At 70.1% G+C, this 17,254-nt stretch carries 17 protein-coding genes; 15 read left to right on the top strand and 2 right to left on the bottom strand.

Annotated features, from left to right (window positions below; genetic code table 11):
* Positions 1-188: 188 nt before the first annotated feature.
* From mshA to E1181_RS00400, 9 genes are all read left to right on the top strand, one after another.
* Positions 189-1,484 carry a D-inositol-3-phosphate glycosyltransferase gene (mshA, locus tag E1181_RS00440; RefSeq protein WP_132671840.1) on the top strand — a complete coding sequence of 432 codons (1,296 nt, stop codon included), beginning with the start codon at positions 189-191 and terminating at the stop codon, positions 1,482-1,484.
* Positions 1,481-1,963, top strand: a complete 483-nt coding sequence (locus tag E1181_RS00435) for a type III secretion system chaperone family protein (protein ID WP_132671839.1) — start codon at positions 1,481-1,483, stop codon at positions 1,961-1,963. The genes mshA and E1181_RS00435 overlap by 4 nt, the downstream gene beginning before the upstream one ends.
* Before the next feature lie 639 nt (positions 1,964-2,602).
* Positions 2,603-3,346 carry a phosphoglyceromutase gene (locus E1181_RS00430; RefSeq protein WP_132671838.1) on the top strand — a complete coding sequence of 248 codons (744 nt, stop codon included), beginning with the start codon at positions 2,603-2,605 and terminating at the stop codon, positions 3,344-3,346.
* A gap of 251 nt (positions 3,347-3,597) precedes the next feature.
* On the top strand, positions 3,598-4,836 hold the full coding sequence (locus E1181_RS00425) for a sensor histidine kinase (protein WP_207921944.1): 1,239 nt from the start codon (positions 3,598-3,600) through the stop codon (positions 4,834-4,836).
* Positions 4,833-5,513 carry a response regulator transcription factor gene (locus tag E1181_RS00420; protein WP_132621411.1) on the top strand — a complete coding sequence of 227 codons (681 nt, stop codon included), beginning with the start codon at positions 4,833-4,835 and terminating at the stop codon, positions 5,511-5,513. Before E1181_RS00425 ends, E1181_RS00420 begins: the two co-directional genes overlap by 4 nt.
* 132 nt (positions 5,514-5,645) lie before the next feature.
* Positions 5,646-6,737, top strand: a complete 1,092-nt coding sequence (locus E1181_RS00415) for a Ppx/GppA phosphatase family protein (RefSeq protein ID WP_132671837.1) — start codon at positions 5,646-5,648, stop codon at positions 6,735-6,737.
* Complete coding sequence (locus E1181_RS00410) at positions 6,734-7,888, top strand: hypothetical protein (protein WP_132671836.1); 1,155 nt, start codon at positions 6,734-6,736, stop codon at positions 7,886-7,888. The genes E1181_RS00415 and E1181_RS00410 overlap by 4 nt, the downstream gene beginning before the upstream one ends.
* A gap of 105 nt (positions 7,889-7,993) precedes the next feature.
* Positions 7,994-8,857 (top strand): sugar phosphate isomerase/epimerase family protein, encoded by an 864-nt coding sequence (locus E1181_RS00405; RefSeq protein WP_132671835.1) that lies wholly within the window; start codon positions 7,994-7,996, stop codon positions 8,855-8,857.
* Positions 8,858-8,958: 101 nt separating this feature from the next.
* Positions 8,959-9,744 carry a thioesterase family protein gene (locus tag E1181_RS00400; protein WP_132671834.1) on the top strand — a complete coding sequence of 262 codons (786 nt, stop codon included), beginning with the start codon at positions 8,959-8,961 and terminating at the stop codon, positions 9,742-9,744.
* A 121-nt stretch (positions 9,745-9,865) separates the two neighbouring features.
* Here E1181_RS00400 and E1181_RS00395 read toward each other — a convergent pair whose 3' ends face one another.
* The gene (locus tag E1181_RS00395) at positions 9,866-11,494 is read right to left on the bottom strand and encodes a long-chain fatty acid--CoA ligase (RefSeq protein WP_132671833.1); all 1,629 of its coding nucleotides are present in this window, start codon (positions 11,492-11,494) and stop codon (positions 9,866-9,868) included.
* Positions 11,495-11,634: 140 nt separating this feature from the next.
* Here E1181_RS00395 and proC point away from each other — a divergent pair, with 140 nt between their 5' ends.
* From proC to E1181_RS00365, 6 genes are all read left to right on the top strand, one after another.
* The gene (gene proC, locus E1181_RS00390; protein WP_132671832.1) at positions 11,635-12,450 is read left to right on the top strand and encodes a pyrroline-5-carboxylate reductase; all 816 of its coding nucleotides are present in this window, start codon (positions 11,635-11,637) and stop codon (positions 12,448-12,450) included.
* A 275-nt stretch (positions 12,451-12,725) separates the two neighbouring features.
* Entirely contained in the window at positions 12,726-12,950 is a 225-nt protein-coding gene (locus tag E1181_RS00385) for a helix-turn-helix domain-containing protein (protein WP_132621425.1), read from the top strand.
* Positions 12,951-13,131: 181 nt separating this feature from the next.
* Positions 13,132-13,233, top strand: a complete 102-nt coding sequence (locus E1181_RS00380; RefSeq protein WP_010241351.1) for a 30S ribosomal protein bS22 — start codon at positions 13,132-13,134, stop codon at positions 13,231-13,233.
* Positions 13,234-13,379: 146 nt separating this feature from the next.
* Positions 13,380-14,414, top strand: coding sequence for an NAD-dependent epimerase/dehydratase family protein (locus E1181_RS00375; RefSeq protein WP_132671831.1), 1,035 nt, complete (start codon positions 13,380-13,382; stop codon positions 14,412-14,414).
* Between the two features lie 23 nt (positions 14,415-14,437).
* Complete coding sequence (locus E1181_RS00370) at positions 14,438-15,346, top strand: lysophospholipid acyltransferase family protein (protein WP_132671830.1); 909 nt, start codon at positions 14,438-14,440, stop codon at positions 15,344-15,346.
* A gap of 142 nt (positions 15,347-15,488) precedes the next feature.
* On the top strand, positions 15,489-15,899 hold the full coding sequence (locus E1181_RS00365; RefSeq protein WP_132671829.1) for a VOC family protein: 411 nt from the start codon (positions 15,489-15,491) through the stop codon (positions 15,897-15,899).
* Between the two features lie 233 nt (positions 15,900-16,132).
* On the opposite strand, the gene E1181_RS00360 is transcribed toward E1181_RS00365, so the two are convergent.
* On the bottom strand, positions 16,133-17,020 hold the full coding sequence (locus E1181_RS00360; protein WP_132672082.1) for an HAD family hydrolase: 888 nt from the start codon (positions 17,018-17,020) through the stop codon (positions 16,133-16,135).
* Positions 17,021-17,254: the final 234 nt, after the last annotated feature.

Here is a 17,254-nt window from a genome sequence, read left to right as displayed (position 1 = left end):
ACCGGAGAACCGCTGTGATGGAAGCCACCGAGGGGCGGCGGAGTGGAGGGCTTCGCCGCCCCTTGGCGGTAGCGTCGAGCGTTGGCTCCGAGGTTTCGCCGGCTCGACGGGAATGTTTCCGCGGCGCGCGATGTCGGAGTTGATCAGCGTCCGAACGACTCGGGCGGACCGGCTTGCGAGGGCAGCAGATGACTTCCAGGACATTACGCATGCGGCCTCGCCGCGCCGCCGTCTTCTCGTTGCACACCTCCCCGCTGGAGCAGCCCGGTACCGGTGACGCCGGCGGGATGAACGTCTACATCGCCCAGACCTCCCGCCGGTTGGCCGAGCTCGGCACCGAGGTGGAGATCTTCACCCGCGCGACCTCCTCCGACATCCCGCCGATCGCGGAACTGGCCCCCGGGGTGCTGGTCCGCAACGTGGTGGCGGGGCCGTTCGAGGGCCTGGACAAGAACGACCTCCCCTCGCAGCTGTGCGCGTTCGCCGCCGGCGCGCTGCGGGTGGAAGCCCGGCACGAACCCGGCTACTACGACCTCGTGCACTCGCACTACTGGCTGTCCGGGCAGGTCGGCTGGCTGGCGCGGGAGCGCTGGGGCGTGCCGCTGGTGCACACCGCGCACACCCTGGCGAAGGTCAAGAACGCCAACCTCGCCGAAGGGGATTCGCCGGAGCCGCGGGTCCGCGTGCTGGGCGAGGAGCAGATCGTCGATCAGGCCGACATGCTGGTCGCCAACACCGAGTTCGAGGCCACCGATCTCGTCGACCGCTACGACGCCGATCCCGATGCGGTCGCGACCATCCCGCCGGGTGTGGACCTGGAGGTCTTCGCGCCCGGCGACGGTGCCGCCGCCCGCGAGCGGCTGGGTGTTCCGGCGGACGCGCTGGTGCTGGCGTTCATCGGCCGGATCCAGCCGCTGAAGGCCCCGGACGTGCTGCTGCGCGCGGCCGCCGAGCTGCTGGGCCGTCGTCCGGAGCTGCGCGAACGGCTGGTCGTGCTGGTCGTCGGCGGACCGTCCGGCAGCGGTTTGGAGCGGCCCCGGGCGCTGCAGCAGCTGGCGGTGGACCTGGGCATCGACGACGTGGTGCGCTTCCTCCCGCCGCGCGGCGGCGCGGAGCTCGCGCAGGTCTACCGGGCCGCCGACGTGGTGGCGGTGCCCAGCCACAACGAGTCGTTCGGCCTGGTCGCGCTGGAGGCGCAGGCCTGCGGCACCCCGGTCGTGGCGGCGGCGGTCGGCGGTCTGCCGGTCGCGGTCCGCGACGGTGTTTCGGGACTGCTGGTCGACGGGCACCGCACCGGGCGGTGGGCCGACGCGCTCGGTTCGGTCGTGCTGGACCGCGGCTTGCGGGAGCGGTTGGCGAGCAACGCGCGCGAGCACGCGACCACGTTCTCCTGGACGCGCACGACCGAGTCGCTGCTCGACGCCTACGCGCAGGCCAAACTGGCCTTCCACCGGAGTCTGCGGATCGAGGAGGTGACGGCGTGAGCCCCGAGCAGGTCATCACGTCCACGCTGGAGGCCAACGAGCTCGGCTACCAGGACAAGGGCGGCGGCCGGTTCTTCGTGACGCTGCCCGGCACCAAGAAGCTGCAGACCAACTGCTGGCTCATCGTCGCCGAGCACGCCCTGCTGATCGAGGCGTTCGTCTGCAGGCAGCCGGACGAGGCGCACGAGGACGTCTACCGCTACCTGCTGCGCCGCAACGCCAAGCTCTACGGCGTCCACTACACGATCGACTCCTCCGGCGACATCTACCTGGTCGGTCGGATCGGTCTCCACGCGGTCACCGAGGAAGAGCTGGACAGGATCCTCGGCCAGGTCCTGGAAGCGGCCGACGGCGACTTCAACACCCTCCTCGAACTCGGCTTCGCCACGGCCATCCGCAGGGAATGGGCCTGGCGCGAGTCCCGAGGGGAATCCCTGGCCAACCTCCAACCCTTCAAACAACTGGTGCAAGAAGACTGAGAAGCAAGCACCCCAACCCCCGTCAGGCAAGCACCGAAGGTGCTTTCTCGTTGCCCCACCTGAGCAACCCGCACCGCCGGGGGTTCTGAGCGGCTCCGTGGCGAGCACGCCGCGACGCCGCGTATTGGCATACATAAGGAGTGGCGCGCGGAGTCCACGGAGTCGCTCAGGTTCCCCTACTCGCGCCGCTGAGCAAAACGACCACGGTCAGAGAAAGAAAACCCCCACGAGGGGGGCGGCTCGGGAGAGAGGGGGAGTCACGAGCTCGAGCCGCCCCACCACGTTGGTCCCGCCTGACGGGTCGTGAGGGCGGGGGGCACCCTGGACCCGGCGGGGTGCGGTTCGTTGGGGGAGCTGAACCGCGTTCCTCGCTCTCGCTGGATCGGGGAGTGCGTGGGAGCCGATCAAGGAGAGCATTGCCAACTTCGCAGAGTTATGTAGCCGCCACAAGGCTGCCGCATTACTCCATTCGTGTGATGTTCGGGAAGAAAAGTAGGACAGGAGCCCTGGAGAAGGCCATATCTTCCACGGAAAGTGACTAACGCCACGGTCGTGTCACAGTCGTACGGTGATCGAGTAACTCTCGGGTGAAGCTCACAACCTCGCTGCGCTGCTCAGGGGTGCGGATAGCCTGGGGTCATGACTTCGACTTTGGTGCTGCTGCGGCACGGTGAGAGCACGTGGAACGCCGAGAACCTGTTCACGGGCTGGGTGGACGTCCCGCTGTCGGACAAGGGCCAGGCCGAGGCCAAGCGCGGCGGTGAGCTGCTGCGCGAGGCGGGCGTGCTGCCGGACGTGCTGCACACCTCGCTGCTGCGGCGCGCGATCTCCACCGCGAACATCGCCCTCGACGGCGCTGACCGCCACTGGATCCCGGTCAAGCGCGACTGGCGGCTCAACGAGCGCCACTACGGCGCTCTGCAGGGCAAGAACAAGAAGCAGACGCTGGAGACCTACGGCGAGGAGCAGTTCATGCTCTGGCGGCGCTCCTACGACACCCCGCCGCCGGAGATCGAGCTCGGCGACGAGTTCAGCCAGGACTCCGACCCGCGCTACGCCGACCTCGGCGCCGACATGCCGCGCACGGAGTGCCTCAAGGACGTCGTGGCCCGGCTGCTGCCGTACTGGGAGTCGGCGATCGTCCCGGACCTCCAGGCCGGCAAGACCGTGCTGGTCGCCGCGCACGGCAACTCCCTGCGCGCGCTGGTCAAGCACCTGGACGGGATCTCCGACGAGAGCATCGCGGGGCTGAACATCCCCACCGGAATCCCGCTGCGCTACGACCTGGACGAGAACTTCAAGCCCACCAACCCGGGCGGCACCTACCTGGACCCGGAGGCCGCTGCGAAGGCCGCCGCCGCCGTGGCGAACCAGGGCCGCTGAACCGCGGACCGCTTCGGAGGGCACCCCGGCACGAATCCGAGGTGCCCTCCACGCGTCACTCACGTGGGTGATGAGTGGCGAGAAATCGCCCACTCGGGGAACGGAGCGCTACCGAGGCTCGGTCGGTAGCTGAACCCGCTCCGAGCAGGGGATGAACCAGAGGTGAAGAACGGCCCGATTCGTGTCACGGGCGTCACTGAACGCCCTTGTGGACTGGCCTTTCCCCACCCGCGCTTGCTTACGATGCAGATGTGACCGCTTTGGGCTACACCGCCCTGATCATCGCCGCGCTCCTGCTGGGCGCGGTCGGCGGATTCTTGGCAGCCGGAGGACCCCGGCCCTACCGCAAGTCCCAGCCGCAAGGCCCCACCGTCGCAGAGCTCCTCCAGCGCCAGGTGCACACCAGCACCAGCGGCGTCGTGCTGCTCAACCGCTTCGGCGACGTGGTGCTGCACAACCCGCGCGCCGCCGAGCTGGGCGTGATCCACGACTACCGAGCCGACCCCCGGGCGCAGAAGGCCGCCGAGCAGGCGCGCAGGACCGGGGAGACGGTGACCGTCGACCTCTGCCCGCTGGACGGGCGCGCCTCGCTGGCCGGACGCGGTCCGGCCGCCGTGATCGGCGACGTCCGCCCGCTCGGTGACGGCTTCACCGTCGTCGACGCAGCGGACCAGTCCGACTCGGTGCGCCTGGAGGCGACCCGGCGGGACTTCGTGGCCAACGTCAGCCACGAGCTCAAGACCCCGGTGGGCGCGCTGGCGCTGCTGGCCGAGGCGCTGCTGGACACCGCCGAGGACCCGGAGGAGGTCCGGCGCTTCTCCACCAAGATCCTGCACGAGTCGACCCGCCTCGGGACGCTCGTCTCCGAGCTGATCGCGCTGTCCCGCCTGCAGGGCGCGGAGCGCCTGCCGGAGCTCGGCTCGGTCGAGGTGGACGAGGTCGTCGAGGAGGCGCTGAGCCGGTCCCGGCTGGCCGCCGAGTCCGCGGGCATCGAGATCGCGGTGGACGGGCCGTCCGGGTACCTGCTGGAAGGCGACCGGGCGCTGCTGGTCACCGCGCTGACGAACCTGATCACCAACGCGGTCCACTACTCGCCCCACGGGAGCCCGGTGTCGATCTCGCGCCGGCTGTCCGAGGACTTCGTCGAGATCGCGGTCACCGACCGCGGTATCGGGATCGAACCCGAACACCACGAAAGGGTGTTCGAGCGGTTCTTCCGGGTGGATCCCGCTCGCTCGCGGGCCACCGGCGGTACAGGTTTGGGGCTGGCCATCGTCAAGCACGTCGCCGCGAACCACGGAGGCGAGGTGAAGCTGTGGAGCAGGCCGGGGACGGGCTCCACCTTCACCGTCCGGGTGCCCAGGCACGGCACCGGCGAGGTCGATGGCGACGAGGCGACCACCGAACCGGATCGGGCGGCACCAGCCGCGCGGTCGATCACCGAAAGTGCGGACGGCGTGACAACCGTCGAAACGGGAGGAGTCCGGTGACCAGAGTGTTGATCGTGGAGGACGAGGAGTCCTTCGCCGACCCACTTGCCTTCCTGCTCCGCAAGGAGGGCTTCACGGCCGCCGTCGCGACCAACGGCACCGATGCCCTGGACGAGTTCGACCGCAACGGCGCGGACATAGTGCTTCTCGACCTGATGCTGCCCGGGATGAGCGGCACCGACGTGTGCAAGCAGCTGCGGCAGCGCTCCGCGGTCCCGGTGATCATGGTGACCGCGCGCGACAGCGAGATCGACAAGGTCGTGGGTCTGGAGCTGGGAGCCGACGACTACGTCACCAAGCCCTACTCGGCGCGCGAGCTGATCGCCCGCGTGCGCGCCGTGCTGCGCCGCCGCGGTGAGGCCGAGGAGCTGCAGCCGCAGGTGCTGGCCGCGGGACCGGTTCGGCTGGACGTCGAGCGGCACGTGGTGACCGTCGAGGGCGAGGACGTGAGCCTTCCGCTCAAGGAGTTCGACCTCCTGGAGTACCTGCTGCGCAACGTCGGCCGGGTGCTCACCCGCGGTCAGCTCATCGATCGGGTGTGGGGCGCGGACTACGTCGGCGACACCAAGACCCTCGATGTGCACGTCAAGCGGCTTCGCTCGAAGGTCGAACCGGACCCCGCGGATCCGCGCTACCTGATCACAGTGCGTGGTCTTGGCTACAAGTTCGAGGCCTGAGCCGACCGGGTGTGACCGGTCGCATTCCCGAGGGGCTGCTGACCTGGTGGCGGGCGTGGCGGGAGTGTTCCGGAACGCAGTTTCCCGCCCACCTGCCGCCCCGGGGCATGCGCAGCCGGTAATTTGTCGGTCATGCGCCTAGGGGTCCTCGACGTCGGATCCAACACCGTCCACCTGCTCGTGGTGGACGCGCACCGCGGTGCGCATCCGACCCCGATGACATCGGAGAAGACCGTGCTGCGGCTCGCCGAGCGGATCGGTGCGCACCACGGGCGGCTCTCCGACGACGACGCCGACGAACTGATCCGGACGATCTCCGAAGCCCGGGATTCGGCCGTGGTGGCCGGTTGCGACGAGCTGATGGCCTTCGCGACCTCGGCGATCCGCGACGCGGACAACGCGGTGGAGGTCCTGGACCGGTTGCGCGCCGAGACCGGGGTCGAACTGGAGGTGCTGCCGGGCGAGGACGAGGCCCGCTACACCTTCCTCGCGGCCCGCCGCTGGTACGGCTGGTCGGCGGGCAACCTGCTGCTGCTCGACATCGGTGGCGGTTCGCTGGAGATGGCGCTGGGCATCGACGAGCAGCCGGACCTGGCGGTCTCGCTGCCGCTGGGCGCGGGCCGGATGAGCCGCACGATGCTCAAGGACCCGCCGAAGCAGGACGAGATCAAGAAGGCGCGGGACTGGCTGGAAGGCCAGCTGGCGCCCACCGCCAAGAAGTTCCGCAAGCTGGCCAGGCCGGACCGGGTGGTGGCGTCGTCGAAGACGTTCCGCTCGCTGGCCCGGTTGACCGGTGCTGCGCCGTCCTCGGCGGGGCAGCGCGTGTCGCGCACGCTGACCGACACGGGGCTGCGGCAGCTCTTGGCGTTCATCACACGCATGTCCGCCAGCGACCTGGCCGCGCTCGACGGTGTGAGCGCCGCGCGGTCGCACCAGCTCGTCGGAGGTGCGCTGGTCGCGGAGGCCGCGATGAAGGCCCTGGGAGTCACCGAGCTCGAGATCTGCCCGTGGGCGCTGCGGGAGGGAGTCATCCTTCGGCGGCTGGACCACACCAACGGAGATAGTCACACTGCGTTCAAGAGCGGCGTTCCGGTGCGTGCGGGGGGCACGGACGGGCTCGTGCCGGCGCAGGAGAATGCGTCCGGCCCGACACGGGATGAAACCGAGGCACCGGTGGACGGAACTGGACTGCGAACGCGGCACGGGGCACGGTGGGAACGATGAGTCGGGACAGCGGGGCGGACCAGCCCACCCAGCGCACCGTTGCAGAGCTGCTCGCCGAGTACGGCGGCAGCTCGGAGAAGGGCTCCCGGCGCCGGCGCAGGAAGGCCGAGGACCCGACCGAGACGGCGCCTCAGGAGATCATCAACCGGGTGCTGTCCGACAGCGGCAAGATGCGCCCGGTCAAGCCGGACGAGGAGCCGCCGCCCAGCCGCAGGCAGGGCGGACCGGCCGCCACCCCGCCCCAGGCGGCTCCGGCCAGCCCACCGCCCGCTCAGCCGCCGGCGGCCCAGCCCCCGGCGGCACCACCGGCGGCCCAGGCCCCCGCCGCTCAGCCGCCGGCTCCCCAACCTCCGGCCGCGCAGCCCCCGGCGAACCCGCCGCAGGCCGCCGGACCGGTGTCACCGCCCAGCGCGCCGCCCGCGCGCCCTGCGGCCGAACCACCGGCGGAGGCCGGTCCCAAGCCCGGCAGCGCCGGGTACTGGGCACAGCGCTTCGGCAGCACGGGCAGCGCCGCCTCGAACCCGCCGGCGCCCTCCGCGCCGAGCGGTGACGCCGAGGCGACCATCCGGCAGCCGGCGCTGCCGACACCGCCCGCCCGGTCGGGGCCGCCGATGGCGCCCGCTGGTCCGCCGCAGCTGCCGGAGAACTTCACCGAGCAGCTCCCGCGCATAGACGGCGGTGCTGATCAGGCGTACCCGGCGCAGGCCGAGCCCAACGCCGACCCGTACGACTACGAGTCCTTCGACGACTCCGAGCAGAGCTACTCCGGCGCCTACGAGCAGCCCTACGACGAGCCGTACGACCAGGCCTACGACGAGGATTACGACAGCTCCGCCCCCGCCGGGCTCAACGACGACTACGACCCGGACGAGGCCGACCGCCCGCCGTCGGCGGGCAAGGAGTGGGGCACGCTCGCGCTGCAGGGCGTCCTCGGCCTGGTCGGCGGCGGTGCCGTGTGGGTGGGCTTCCGCTGGCTGTGGATCAACGCGACCATCGCCGCGTTCGGCGCGGCACTGGTGTTCACCGGCCTTTTGGTGCTCGTTGCGTGGAAGTTCTTCCGCACCAACGATCTGCAGACCATCCTGCTCTCGGTGCTGGTCGGCCTGTTCTGCACGGTGTCACCGGCCGCGTTGCTGTTGATCAATCAGTGAGAGGTTGTCGGTGTTGGCTCGGACAGGTGAACGCCGGGCGGTGCGAGGCCGGACGGCCCACCGCCGCGCAACCTCACCGGGGCCGTGGGTCATGCTTGGTTCGAGATGACGGGACAACCATCGCGGCCTGAGCGCCAGGACACCCCCGGGCGGATTCCGGTGGGGCTGTCCAGCGCCTCGGTGTGGCCGCAACCTGCTCGCGCGGCCTTCGAGATGTCCGCCGACCTCGGTTTCGACGGGGTCGAGGTGATGGTCTGGGCCGATGCGGTCAGCCAGGACGTCGACGCGCTGAGCCGGTTGTCGCAGCAGCACGGCGTGCCGGTGCTCGCGGTGCACGCGCCCTGCCTGCTGATCACCCAGCGCGTGTGGTCGCCGGAACCCGAGGAGCGCCTGCGCAAGGCCGTGGTGGTGGCCGGCGAGCTGGGCGCTTCGACGGTCGTGGTGCACCCGCCGTTCCGCTGGCAGCGCCGCTACGCCGACGCGTTCCCGGAGCTGGTCGAGGAGCTGGAGGAGACCAGCGGCCTCAAGATCGCGGTGGAGAACATGTTCCCGCTGCGCCCGCCGAACACGCTCAACCGGCTCCGCAGCGGCCGGACCAACAGCGGCCTCTCGGCGTTCAAGCCCTCGCCGGACCCCACGGACGTGGGCTTCCGCAACTACACGCTGGACCTCTCGCACGCCGCCGCGGCGCACGTGGACGCCATCGAACTGCTCAAGCGGATGCGCGACGGCCTCGCCCACGTCCACCTCGCCGACGGCACCGGCGCTTCCCGCGACGAGCACCTGCTCCCCGGTCAGGGGAGCCAGCCGTGCGCGGAGGTCTGCGAGGCGCTGGCGGCCGACGGCTACGACGGTTCGGTGGTGCTGGAGGTCAACACCCGCAAGGCGCGGAATCCCCAGCAACGAGCGGAAATCCTCGCCGAAGCGCTGCTGTTCGCCCGTCTGCACCTGGAGCCGCTGGGAGCTTAGGGCCGCTAACCGATACCTGATGATCAACTTCGGCGAAGGTCATTAGAATCTTCGACCATGAACTCGTTGCGCGTAGTGGGCGTTCGACCGGTGGATCCCACGTGACCGAGGTCCAGGATCCGTTCTCCGCGGCCACTTCGGTGCGTTCGCTCGGCGACGGCAGTTACGTCGCGAACCTCCACCCGGACTGGGCTGTCGGTGACAACCCGCACGGCGGGTACTTGCTGGCACTGCTCACCAGAGCCGTCAGCGACGGCAGCGGGCTCGAACCGCTGTCGATCAGCGCGCAGTACCTGCGTCCGCCGCGCGTCGGGCCGGTGATGATCCGGTTGCAGGCGCTCAAGACCGGCAAGACCGTCACGGTGGTGCGCGCGGCGCTGGAGCAGCGCGGCCAGGTGTGCGTCGACGCGACGGTCACCGCGGGGCGGATGCCCGCGGCCGAGCCGGAGTGGTCGGATCTGCCGTCCATGCCGGTCAACCCGCCGCCGGACGCCATCGACCTCAGCCAGTCCACGAGGTTCTTCCACCTCGCGGAGGTCTGCGACATGCGGCTGGACCCGAACACGGCCGAGTTCCTTAACGGCGGCACCGGCGAGCCCCGCTACCGGATGTGGGTCAAGCCGCGCGAAGGCCAGCCCGACCTGCTGTTCGGCCTGGTCGCGGGGGACCTCACGGTTCCGGTCACGCTGAACATGGGCCGCTTCGGCTGGGCGCCGACGGTGCAGCTGACCGCCTACCTGCGCGCTCACCCCGCCAACGGGTGGCTGCGCATGCTGGTCGACTGCCGGGCCGTGCACGGCCAGTGGTTCGACGAGGACGTCCAGGTCGTCGACTCGGTCGGCCGCCTCATCTGCCAGGCCCGCCAGCTCGCCCTGTCCCCCTCCTGACGCGGCAGCGAGGGCCGGGGCTCGGAAAACCCCGGCCCCGCCGAGATCGAATCCCCGATCTCAGTGGAGATCGGGGATCTGATTTCCGCAGGAATCGCGTCCCCGGCCCTCGCCGCGGTGGTCAGGAGAGGTGGATGACCTCGAGATCGCCTTCGGAGTGCTGCTTGCGGAGGCGCTTCTTGTCGAACTTGCCGACGCTGGTCTTCGGCGCCTCGGTGATGAACGTCCAGTACTCCGGCAGCTGCCAGCGCGCGACCGAACCGGACAGGAACTCGCGGAGCTCTGCCGGGTCGGCGGTCTCGCCCTCGCGCAGCACGACCGCCACCAGCGGGCGCTCCGACCACTTCTCGTCCGGGACGCCGATGACCATCGCCTCGGCCACCGCCGGATGAGCCATGACCTGGTTCTCCAGCTCCACCGAGGAGATCCACTCGCCACCGGACTTGATGACGTCCTTGGCCCGGTCGGTCAGGTGGAGGAAGCCCTCCGGCGTCAGGTAGCCGACGTCGCCGGTGCGCAGCCAGCCGTCGTGGAACTTCTCCGGATCGTCGTCGCCGTAGTACGCCTGGGCGACCCACGGGCCGCGAACCTCCAGCTCACCGACGCTCTGGCCGTCCCACTGCAGGATCCGGCCGTCGTCGTCGACCAGCCGCGCCTCCACCGAGGCGGGCAGCCGTCCCTGGCTGACGCGGTAGGCCCACTCGTCCTCACCGGTGACTCCGGCGGGCGGCCGGGCGAGGCTGCCCAGCGGGGAGGTCTCGGTCATGCCCCAGGCGTGCACGACCGTGATGCCGTAGTCCTCCTGGAAGGTCCGCATCATCGCCGGCGGGCACGCCGAACCGCCGATCACGACCTCGTGCAGCGAGGAGATGTCGCGGGGCTCCTTCTCCAGCTCCGCGAGCACGCCCTGCCAGATGGTCGGCACCGCCGCGGCCATCGTCGGGCGTTCGGCGGCCATCATCGCCACCAGCGGTTCGGGCTGCAGGAACCGGTCCGGCATGATCATCGAGGCGCCCACCATGAACGCCGCGTAGGGCAGGCCCCACGACATCGCGTGGAACATCGGCACCACCGCGAGACCCCGGTCGCCCTGCTTGAGACCCATCCCGTCGGTCATGCACACCTGCATCGAGTGCAGGTAGATCGAGCGGTGCGAGTAGACGACGCCCTTGGGGTTGGCGGTGGTCCCGGACGTGTAGCACATCGCCGCGGCGGAGCGCTCGTCCAGCTCCGGCCAGTCGAACTCCTCCGGCTGCCCGGCCAGCAGGTCCGCGTAGCCGTGCACCTCGACGCCCGCAGGCGCCTCCAGGGCGCTCGCGTCGCCGCCGACCACGACCGCGTGCCGAACGGTCTTCATCTCGGGCAGCAGCTTGGCGAACAGCGGCAGCAGGGTGTGGTCGACCAGCACCACGTGGTCCTCGGCGTGGTTGGTGACGTAGACCAGCTGCTCGGGGAACAGCCGGATGTTGAGGGTGTGCAGCACCGCGCCCATGGACGGCACCGCGAGGTAGGCGGTCAGGTGCTCGGCGTTGTTCCACATGAACGTGCCGACGCGCTGGTCACCGGTGACGCCGAGCCCGCGCAGCGCGTGCGCCAGCCGCGCGGCTTCCCGGCCGATCTCGGCGTACCCGCTGCGCCGGGGCTCGGCCCCGGTCCAGGTCACGACCTCGGCGGTGGCACCGTGCGGACCGGTGCCCTGCCGCATGATCCGGGCGATCGAGAGGGGGCCGTCGTTCATCGTGCTCAACATGGTCGAAGCTCCTTCGCTGTGGGGATCGCGTGGTGGCGGCGGGGTGAAAGACCTTCGATGTGTGGTGCGAAACACAGTAGCCGCCGGTGCGGGTCAACGGGAGGGGCCGACACGCAGCGTGGTCTGGCACCCTGAGCCTCATGACGACCATCGCCGTGCTCGGAGCCGGAAAGATCGGAGAAGCCCTGCTCTCGGGCCTGATCAAAGCCGGACGAGCCCCGTCCGATCTGCTGTTCACCGAGCGCTTCCCGACCCGTGCCGAGGAGCTCACGAAGACCTACGGCATCTCGCACGTGGACGTGCCCGCGGCGGTGGAGCGCGCGGACGTGATCGTGGTGGCGGTCAAGCCGCAGGACATCGAGCCGCTGCTGGACGAGATGGCGCCGAAGATCCCGGCCGGCAAGCTGGTCGTGTCGCTGTGCGCCGGCCTGCCGACGAAGCTGTTCGAGCGCCGGCTGCCCGAGGGCACGGCGGTCGTCCGGGTCATGCCGAACACCCCGATGCTGGTCGGCGAGGCCATGGCCGCCATCTCCGGTGGCGCGCACGCCGCGGACCGGGACCTGGACCTGGTCGAGGAGCTGCTGGGCAGCGTCGGCAAGGTCGCGAGGGTTCCGGAGAGCCAGCAGGACGCGGTCACCGCGCTGTCCGGTTCGGGTCCCGCGTACTTCTTCTACCTGGTCGAGGCCATGATCGACGCCGGGATCCTGCTGGGCATCCCGCGCGCCACGGCCGCCGACCTCATCGTCCAGTCCGCGGTCGGCGCTGCGGCCATGCTCCGCGAGGGCGGCGGGCACCCGGTCATGCTCCGCGAGGCGGTCACCTCCCCGGCGGGCACCACCATCGCCGGCATCCGCGAGCTGGAGAAGCACGGAGTCCGAGCAGCCCTCATCGACGCCATCGAAGCAGCCCGAGACCGCTCCATCGAACTCGGCAAAGCCCACGAAGAAGACGACTGACGACCGGAAGCCGGTTCCTCAACACCTCACCTGAGCAACGCCGACGGACGTCAGGCAAGCACCGAAGGTGCTTTCGCAGTGCCCACCTGAGCAGCTCGCACCGCTCAGGTTCCCCCACCCGCACCGCCAAGCAGCGCAACCACGGACGCCCCCAGGGAAAAAAGTCAACTCAACAATTGCTGTGTGTCCCGTTAGTCTCGATGGAGCACGTGCGTGAGGTTTCCGGCGGACGGGGAAGCCGCCGGGGGCGACACGTGTGGAGGGCACGGTGAAGCATGTCTGCGAACTCCGAACCCGGTCGCCAGGCACCGCCGAGCATGGGCCAGGTGCGGTTCCTCACCGTCGCCGAGGTGGCCAAGCTGATGCGGGTGTCGAAGATGACGGTCTACCGGCTCGTGCACGCCGGCGAGCTGCCCGCCGCCAGGGTGGGCCGCTCGTTCCGCGTGGCCGAGAAGGACGTCCACGCCTACCTCGAACACGCCTACTACGACGCGGGTTGAGCCGCTCGTGAAGATCACCCCCAGGCGCGCCTGGGGGTGATCGAACCGCGCTTGCCGGACCACGGCGGCAGGCCCGAGACCAGGGCAGGTAAAGTTTTGGGTTGGTCGTGCCTGATGCGCTCCTGGCAGCTGCTCCGGCACGGAAGACGTTCGAACCGCCGTCAAGAGTGAAGGAGTCCGCATGGGCTCGGTCATCAAGAAGCGCCGCAAGCGTATGTCCAAGAAGAAGCACCGCAAGCTGCTTCGCAAGACGCGCGTCCAGCGTCGCAAGTTGGGCAAGTGATCTGACCAAATCCGCCGTCGACCCTCGGAGTCGACGGCGGTTTTGCTTTTTCGACCCCGCCCGGTAACTCCGGGCTGGCTGGTGGGAGGCGGGTCCGCCTGTAGCATCGATCTCGGGCGGCACTCCTTCGACTGCGCGGGGTGAACATGGGGCCGAACGTCGTGCTGGTGACGGGTGTGAGCCGCTTCCTGGGCGGTCACCTGGCGGCGCGGCTGGCGGCTGACCCGGCGATCGATCGGGTGCTCGGCGTGGACACGGTCCAGCCCGGCCGCGACCTGATGCGGCGGATGGGGCGCACCGAGTTCGTGCGCGCGGACATCCGCAACCCGCTGATCAGCAAGGTGATCAACAACGCCGGGGTCGACACCGTGGTGCACGCGGCGATCAACACGCACACGGGTCCCGGCGGCCGGGCGACGCTCAAGGACATGAACGTCATCGGCTCCATGCAGCTGCTGGCGGCCTGCCAGCAGTCGCCGCGGGTCCGCAAGGTCGTGGTGCGCTCCACCTGTGCCGTCTACGGGTCCAGCTCCCGCGATCCCGCGGTGTTCACCGAGGACATCGAGCCGAAGGACCTGCCGTCGTCCGGCTACGCCAAGGACGCCGTGGAGATCGAAGGCTACGTGCGCGGCTTCGGCCGCCGCCGGCCCGACGTGGACATCACGACGCTGCGGTTCTCGAACCTGATCGGCCCGCGCATCGACGCGATGCTGGCCCGCTACTTCATGCTGCCGGTGGTGCCCACCGTCCTCGGTTTCGACGCGCGCTTCCAGCTGCTGCACTCCGAGGACGCGCTGGCCGTGCTGGAGCGCGCGACGCTGGGCGACAAGACCGGCGTCTACAACGTGGCCGGTGACGGGGTGCTGATGCTGTCGCAGGCGATCCGCCGCGCGGGCCGGGTGGCGCTGCCGTTGCCGAGCCCGTCGGTGCCCGCCGTGACGCAGCTGTTCCGCAGCGCCCGGCTGGTGGACTTCTCGCCGGAGCAGCTGCGCTTCCTCAACTTCGGCCGGGTGCTGGACACCACGCGGCTCCGTGAGACCTTCGGGTTCACCCCGCGCTGGACCACCCAGCAGGCGTTCGACGACTTCGTGCGCGGCCGCGGCCTGCGCCCGGTCGTGGAACCGGAGAGCATCATGGCGCTGGAGCGGCGCGCCGGAGAACTGCTGTCGAGACTGCGGTGAGCGGAAGGCGAGACGGAGGCGCGATGGCCGATGCGCAGGTGATCCCGTTGCGACCGGAGAACGGCGACCGGATCCCCCCTTCCCCGGGCGAACCGGGCTGGGAGGAGGCCGTCATCGACGTGCTCGCCTTCGCCCGGCGCAGGCTGCTCGGCGACTACCGGGTCGATGAGTTCGGCTTCGACGAGGAGCTTACCGACGAGGTCTTCCTGCGGCTGATCCGCCCGTTCTACGAGAAGTGGTTCCGGGTGGAGACCATCGGCGCGCACAACGTGCCCGATGACGGCGCGCTGGTCGTCGCCAACCACTCGGGCACCTTGCCGTGGGACGCGCTGATGACCACGGTCGCGCTGCACGACCACCACCCCGCCGAGCGGCACCTGCGGATGCTGGGCGCGGACCTGGTGTTCCGGATGCCGATGCTGGGCGCGGTGGCCCGCAAGGCCGGGCACACGCTGGCCTGCAACCCCGACGCCGAGCGGCTGCTGACCGGTGGCGAGATCGTCGGGGTGTGGCCGGAGGGCTTCAAGGGCATCGGCAAACCGTTCAAGGACCGCTACAAGCTGCAGCGCTTCGGCCGCGGCGGGTTCGTCTCGGCCGCGCTGCGCACCGGCGCTCCGATCATCCCCTGCGCGATCGTGGGCGCCGAGGAGATCTACCCGAAGCTGGCGGACCTGAAGCCGATCGCCCGGCTGCTCGGCCTGCCCTACTTCCCGGTGACGCCGCTGTTCCCGCACTTCGGTCCGCTGGGCGCGGTGCCGCTCCCCTCGAAGTGGTACATCGAGTTCGGTGAGCCGATCGAGACCTCCGGGTACCCGGAGGGCGCGGCGGACGACCCGATGCTGGTGTTCAGCCTGTCCGACCAGGTCAGGGAGATCATCCAGCAGACGCTCTACCGGCTGCTGTCGCAGCGCACCAACGTCTTCCTCGGCTGAGGTCCACCCGGACTGATGATCCGGGGCCGTCGGGCGTGCGTGGGGCGCCGCCGCGTGACGAGGATGTAGCGGGCCGGCGCGGCGGGCGGGGATGCCGCCGCGCCGGCCCCATCCGCACCCCTAGTGCTGGAGGCGATTCACGGTGGCGGCGAAGCTCAACCCGTACCTGCAGTTCAACGGTGACGCCAGGCAGGCGTTGGAGTTCTACCAGTCGGTCCTCGGCGGGGAACTGACGCTGAACACCTACGGCCAGTTCGGCCAGGCCGACGGACCGTCCGCGGACAAGATCATGCACGGCAACCTGATCACGCAGCTCGGGTTCACGCTGATGGCGGCCGACGCCCCGCCGGACATGCCCGCCCCGTCCGGCGGCAACTTCTCGATCAGCATCAGCGGAGAGGCGGCCGACGCCGACGCGCTCCGCGGCTACTTCGTCAAGCTGGCCGAAGGCGGCCAGGTCCACGTCCCGCTGGAGAAGCAGATGTGGGGCGATGAGTTCGGGATGTGCACCGATCGACACAACGTCAACTGGATGGTCGACATTTCGGGATAGGAGCTGTTCAAGAGTTGCTCTGCTTGGCGGTGCGGGTAGCAGAACCTGAGCGGTTCCGTGGACTCCGTGCGCCGCTCCTGATGTATGCCAATACACGGCGTCCCGGCGTACTCGCCACGAAACCGCTCAGAACCTGCGGCGGTGCGGGCTGAGTCCCACACCTGGAACAGCGGCCTCCGCCGCATTCTTCAACAGCTCTCAGTTCTGCGGAGTTGCGTTGCCTTCGGCGCTGGTCAGGAGCGGTCTCGGCGGCGGTAGGCGAGGCCTGCTGCGACCGCGCCGGCTGCGGCGCCTGCGCCGAGCATGGAGTTGAGGCCGATGCGGACGGCCTTGCGGCCGGTGCGGAAGTCGCGGACCTCCCAGTCCCGGGCACGGGCGATCTCGCGCAGCCGCTGGTCCGGGTTGACCGCCACGGCGGTGCCCACCACCGACAGCATCGGGATGTCGTTGGCCGAGTCGGAGTAGGCGGTGCAGCGGCGGAGGTCCAGGCCCTCGCTGGCGGCGATCGCGCGCACGGCGTGGGCCTTGGCGCGGCCGTGCAGCATCTCGCCGACGAGGCGACCGGTGTAGATGCCGTTCTCGCTCTCGGAGACCGTGCCCAGCGCGCCGGTCAGGCCGAGCCGCCGGGCGATGATCGAGGCCAGCTCGACGGGCGTGGCGGTGACCAGCCACACCCGCTGCCCGGCGTCGAGGTGCATCTGCGCGAGCGCGCGGGTGCCCGCCCAGATCCGGTCGGCCATCAGCTCGTCGTAGATCTCCTCGCTGAGGTTGACCAGCTCCTCGACGCTGCGCCCGGCGACGAAGGACAGCGCCTGCTCGCGGCTGGCCTGGATGTCCTGCGGGTTCTCCCGGCCGCCGATCCGGAACTTCAGCTGCTGCCAGGCGAACCCGGCCAGGTCACCCGGGTTGAAGAACTTCCGGGCGGCCAGGCCTCGCGCGAAGTGGAACAGCGAGGCGCCCATCATCATCGTGTTGTCGACGTCGAAGAACGCCGCCGCGGTCAGGTCCGGTGGTGTCGTGAGCGTGCCGTCCTGAACCGGGGCGGATGCAACCGCCGCCTCGGCTGAGGCGCGACCCGCTACTTTCGCGCTGTCGATCTGCTCTGTGCTGGACGTGCGCATGCCGTTGTGGTCCGCGTCATCGGCCGAGCCCTGCCGTGTCGGCACCGCCGCGCCTCCCAGGGTCCTCCGGAGTGGTGGTGTGCGAAGTCCGTGATCGCCAACCGGCCCCGGTCCGGGGCGGCTGCCTCATAGCTTAAGACCTCGTCCGCGCCACGATTGCGCACCTCCGCCGGGATCGGCAAGCACCATGTGGTTCGAAGTGGCGGAGCCACTTTCTCCTTTTCCTTCCCCACC

The sequence above is a fragment of the Saccharopolyspora terrae genome, from assembly GCF_004348435.1.
Classification (GTDB): Bacteria; Actinomycetota; Actinomycetes; order Mycobacteriales; family Pseudonocardiaceae; genus Saccharopolyspora; species Saccharopolyspora endophytica.
This window is presented reverse-complemented; position numbering and strand designations above follow the sequence as displayed.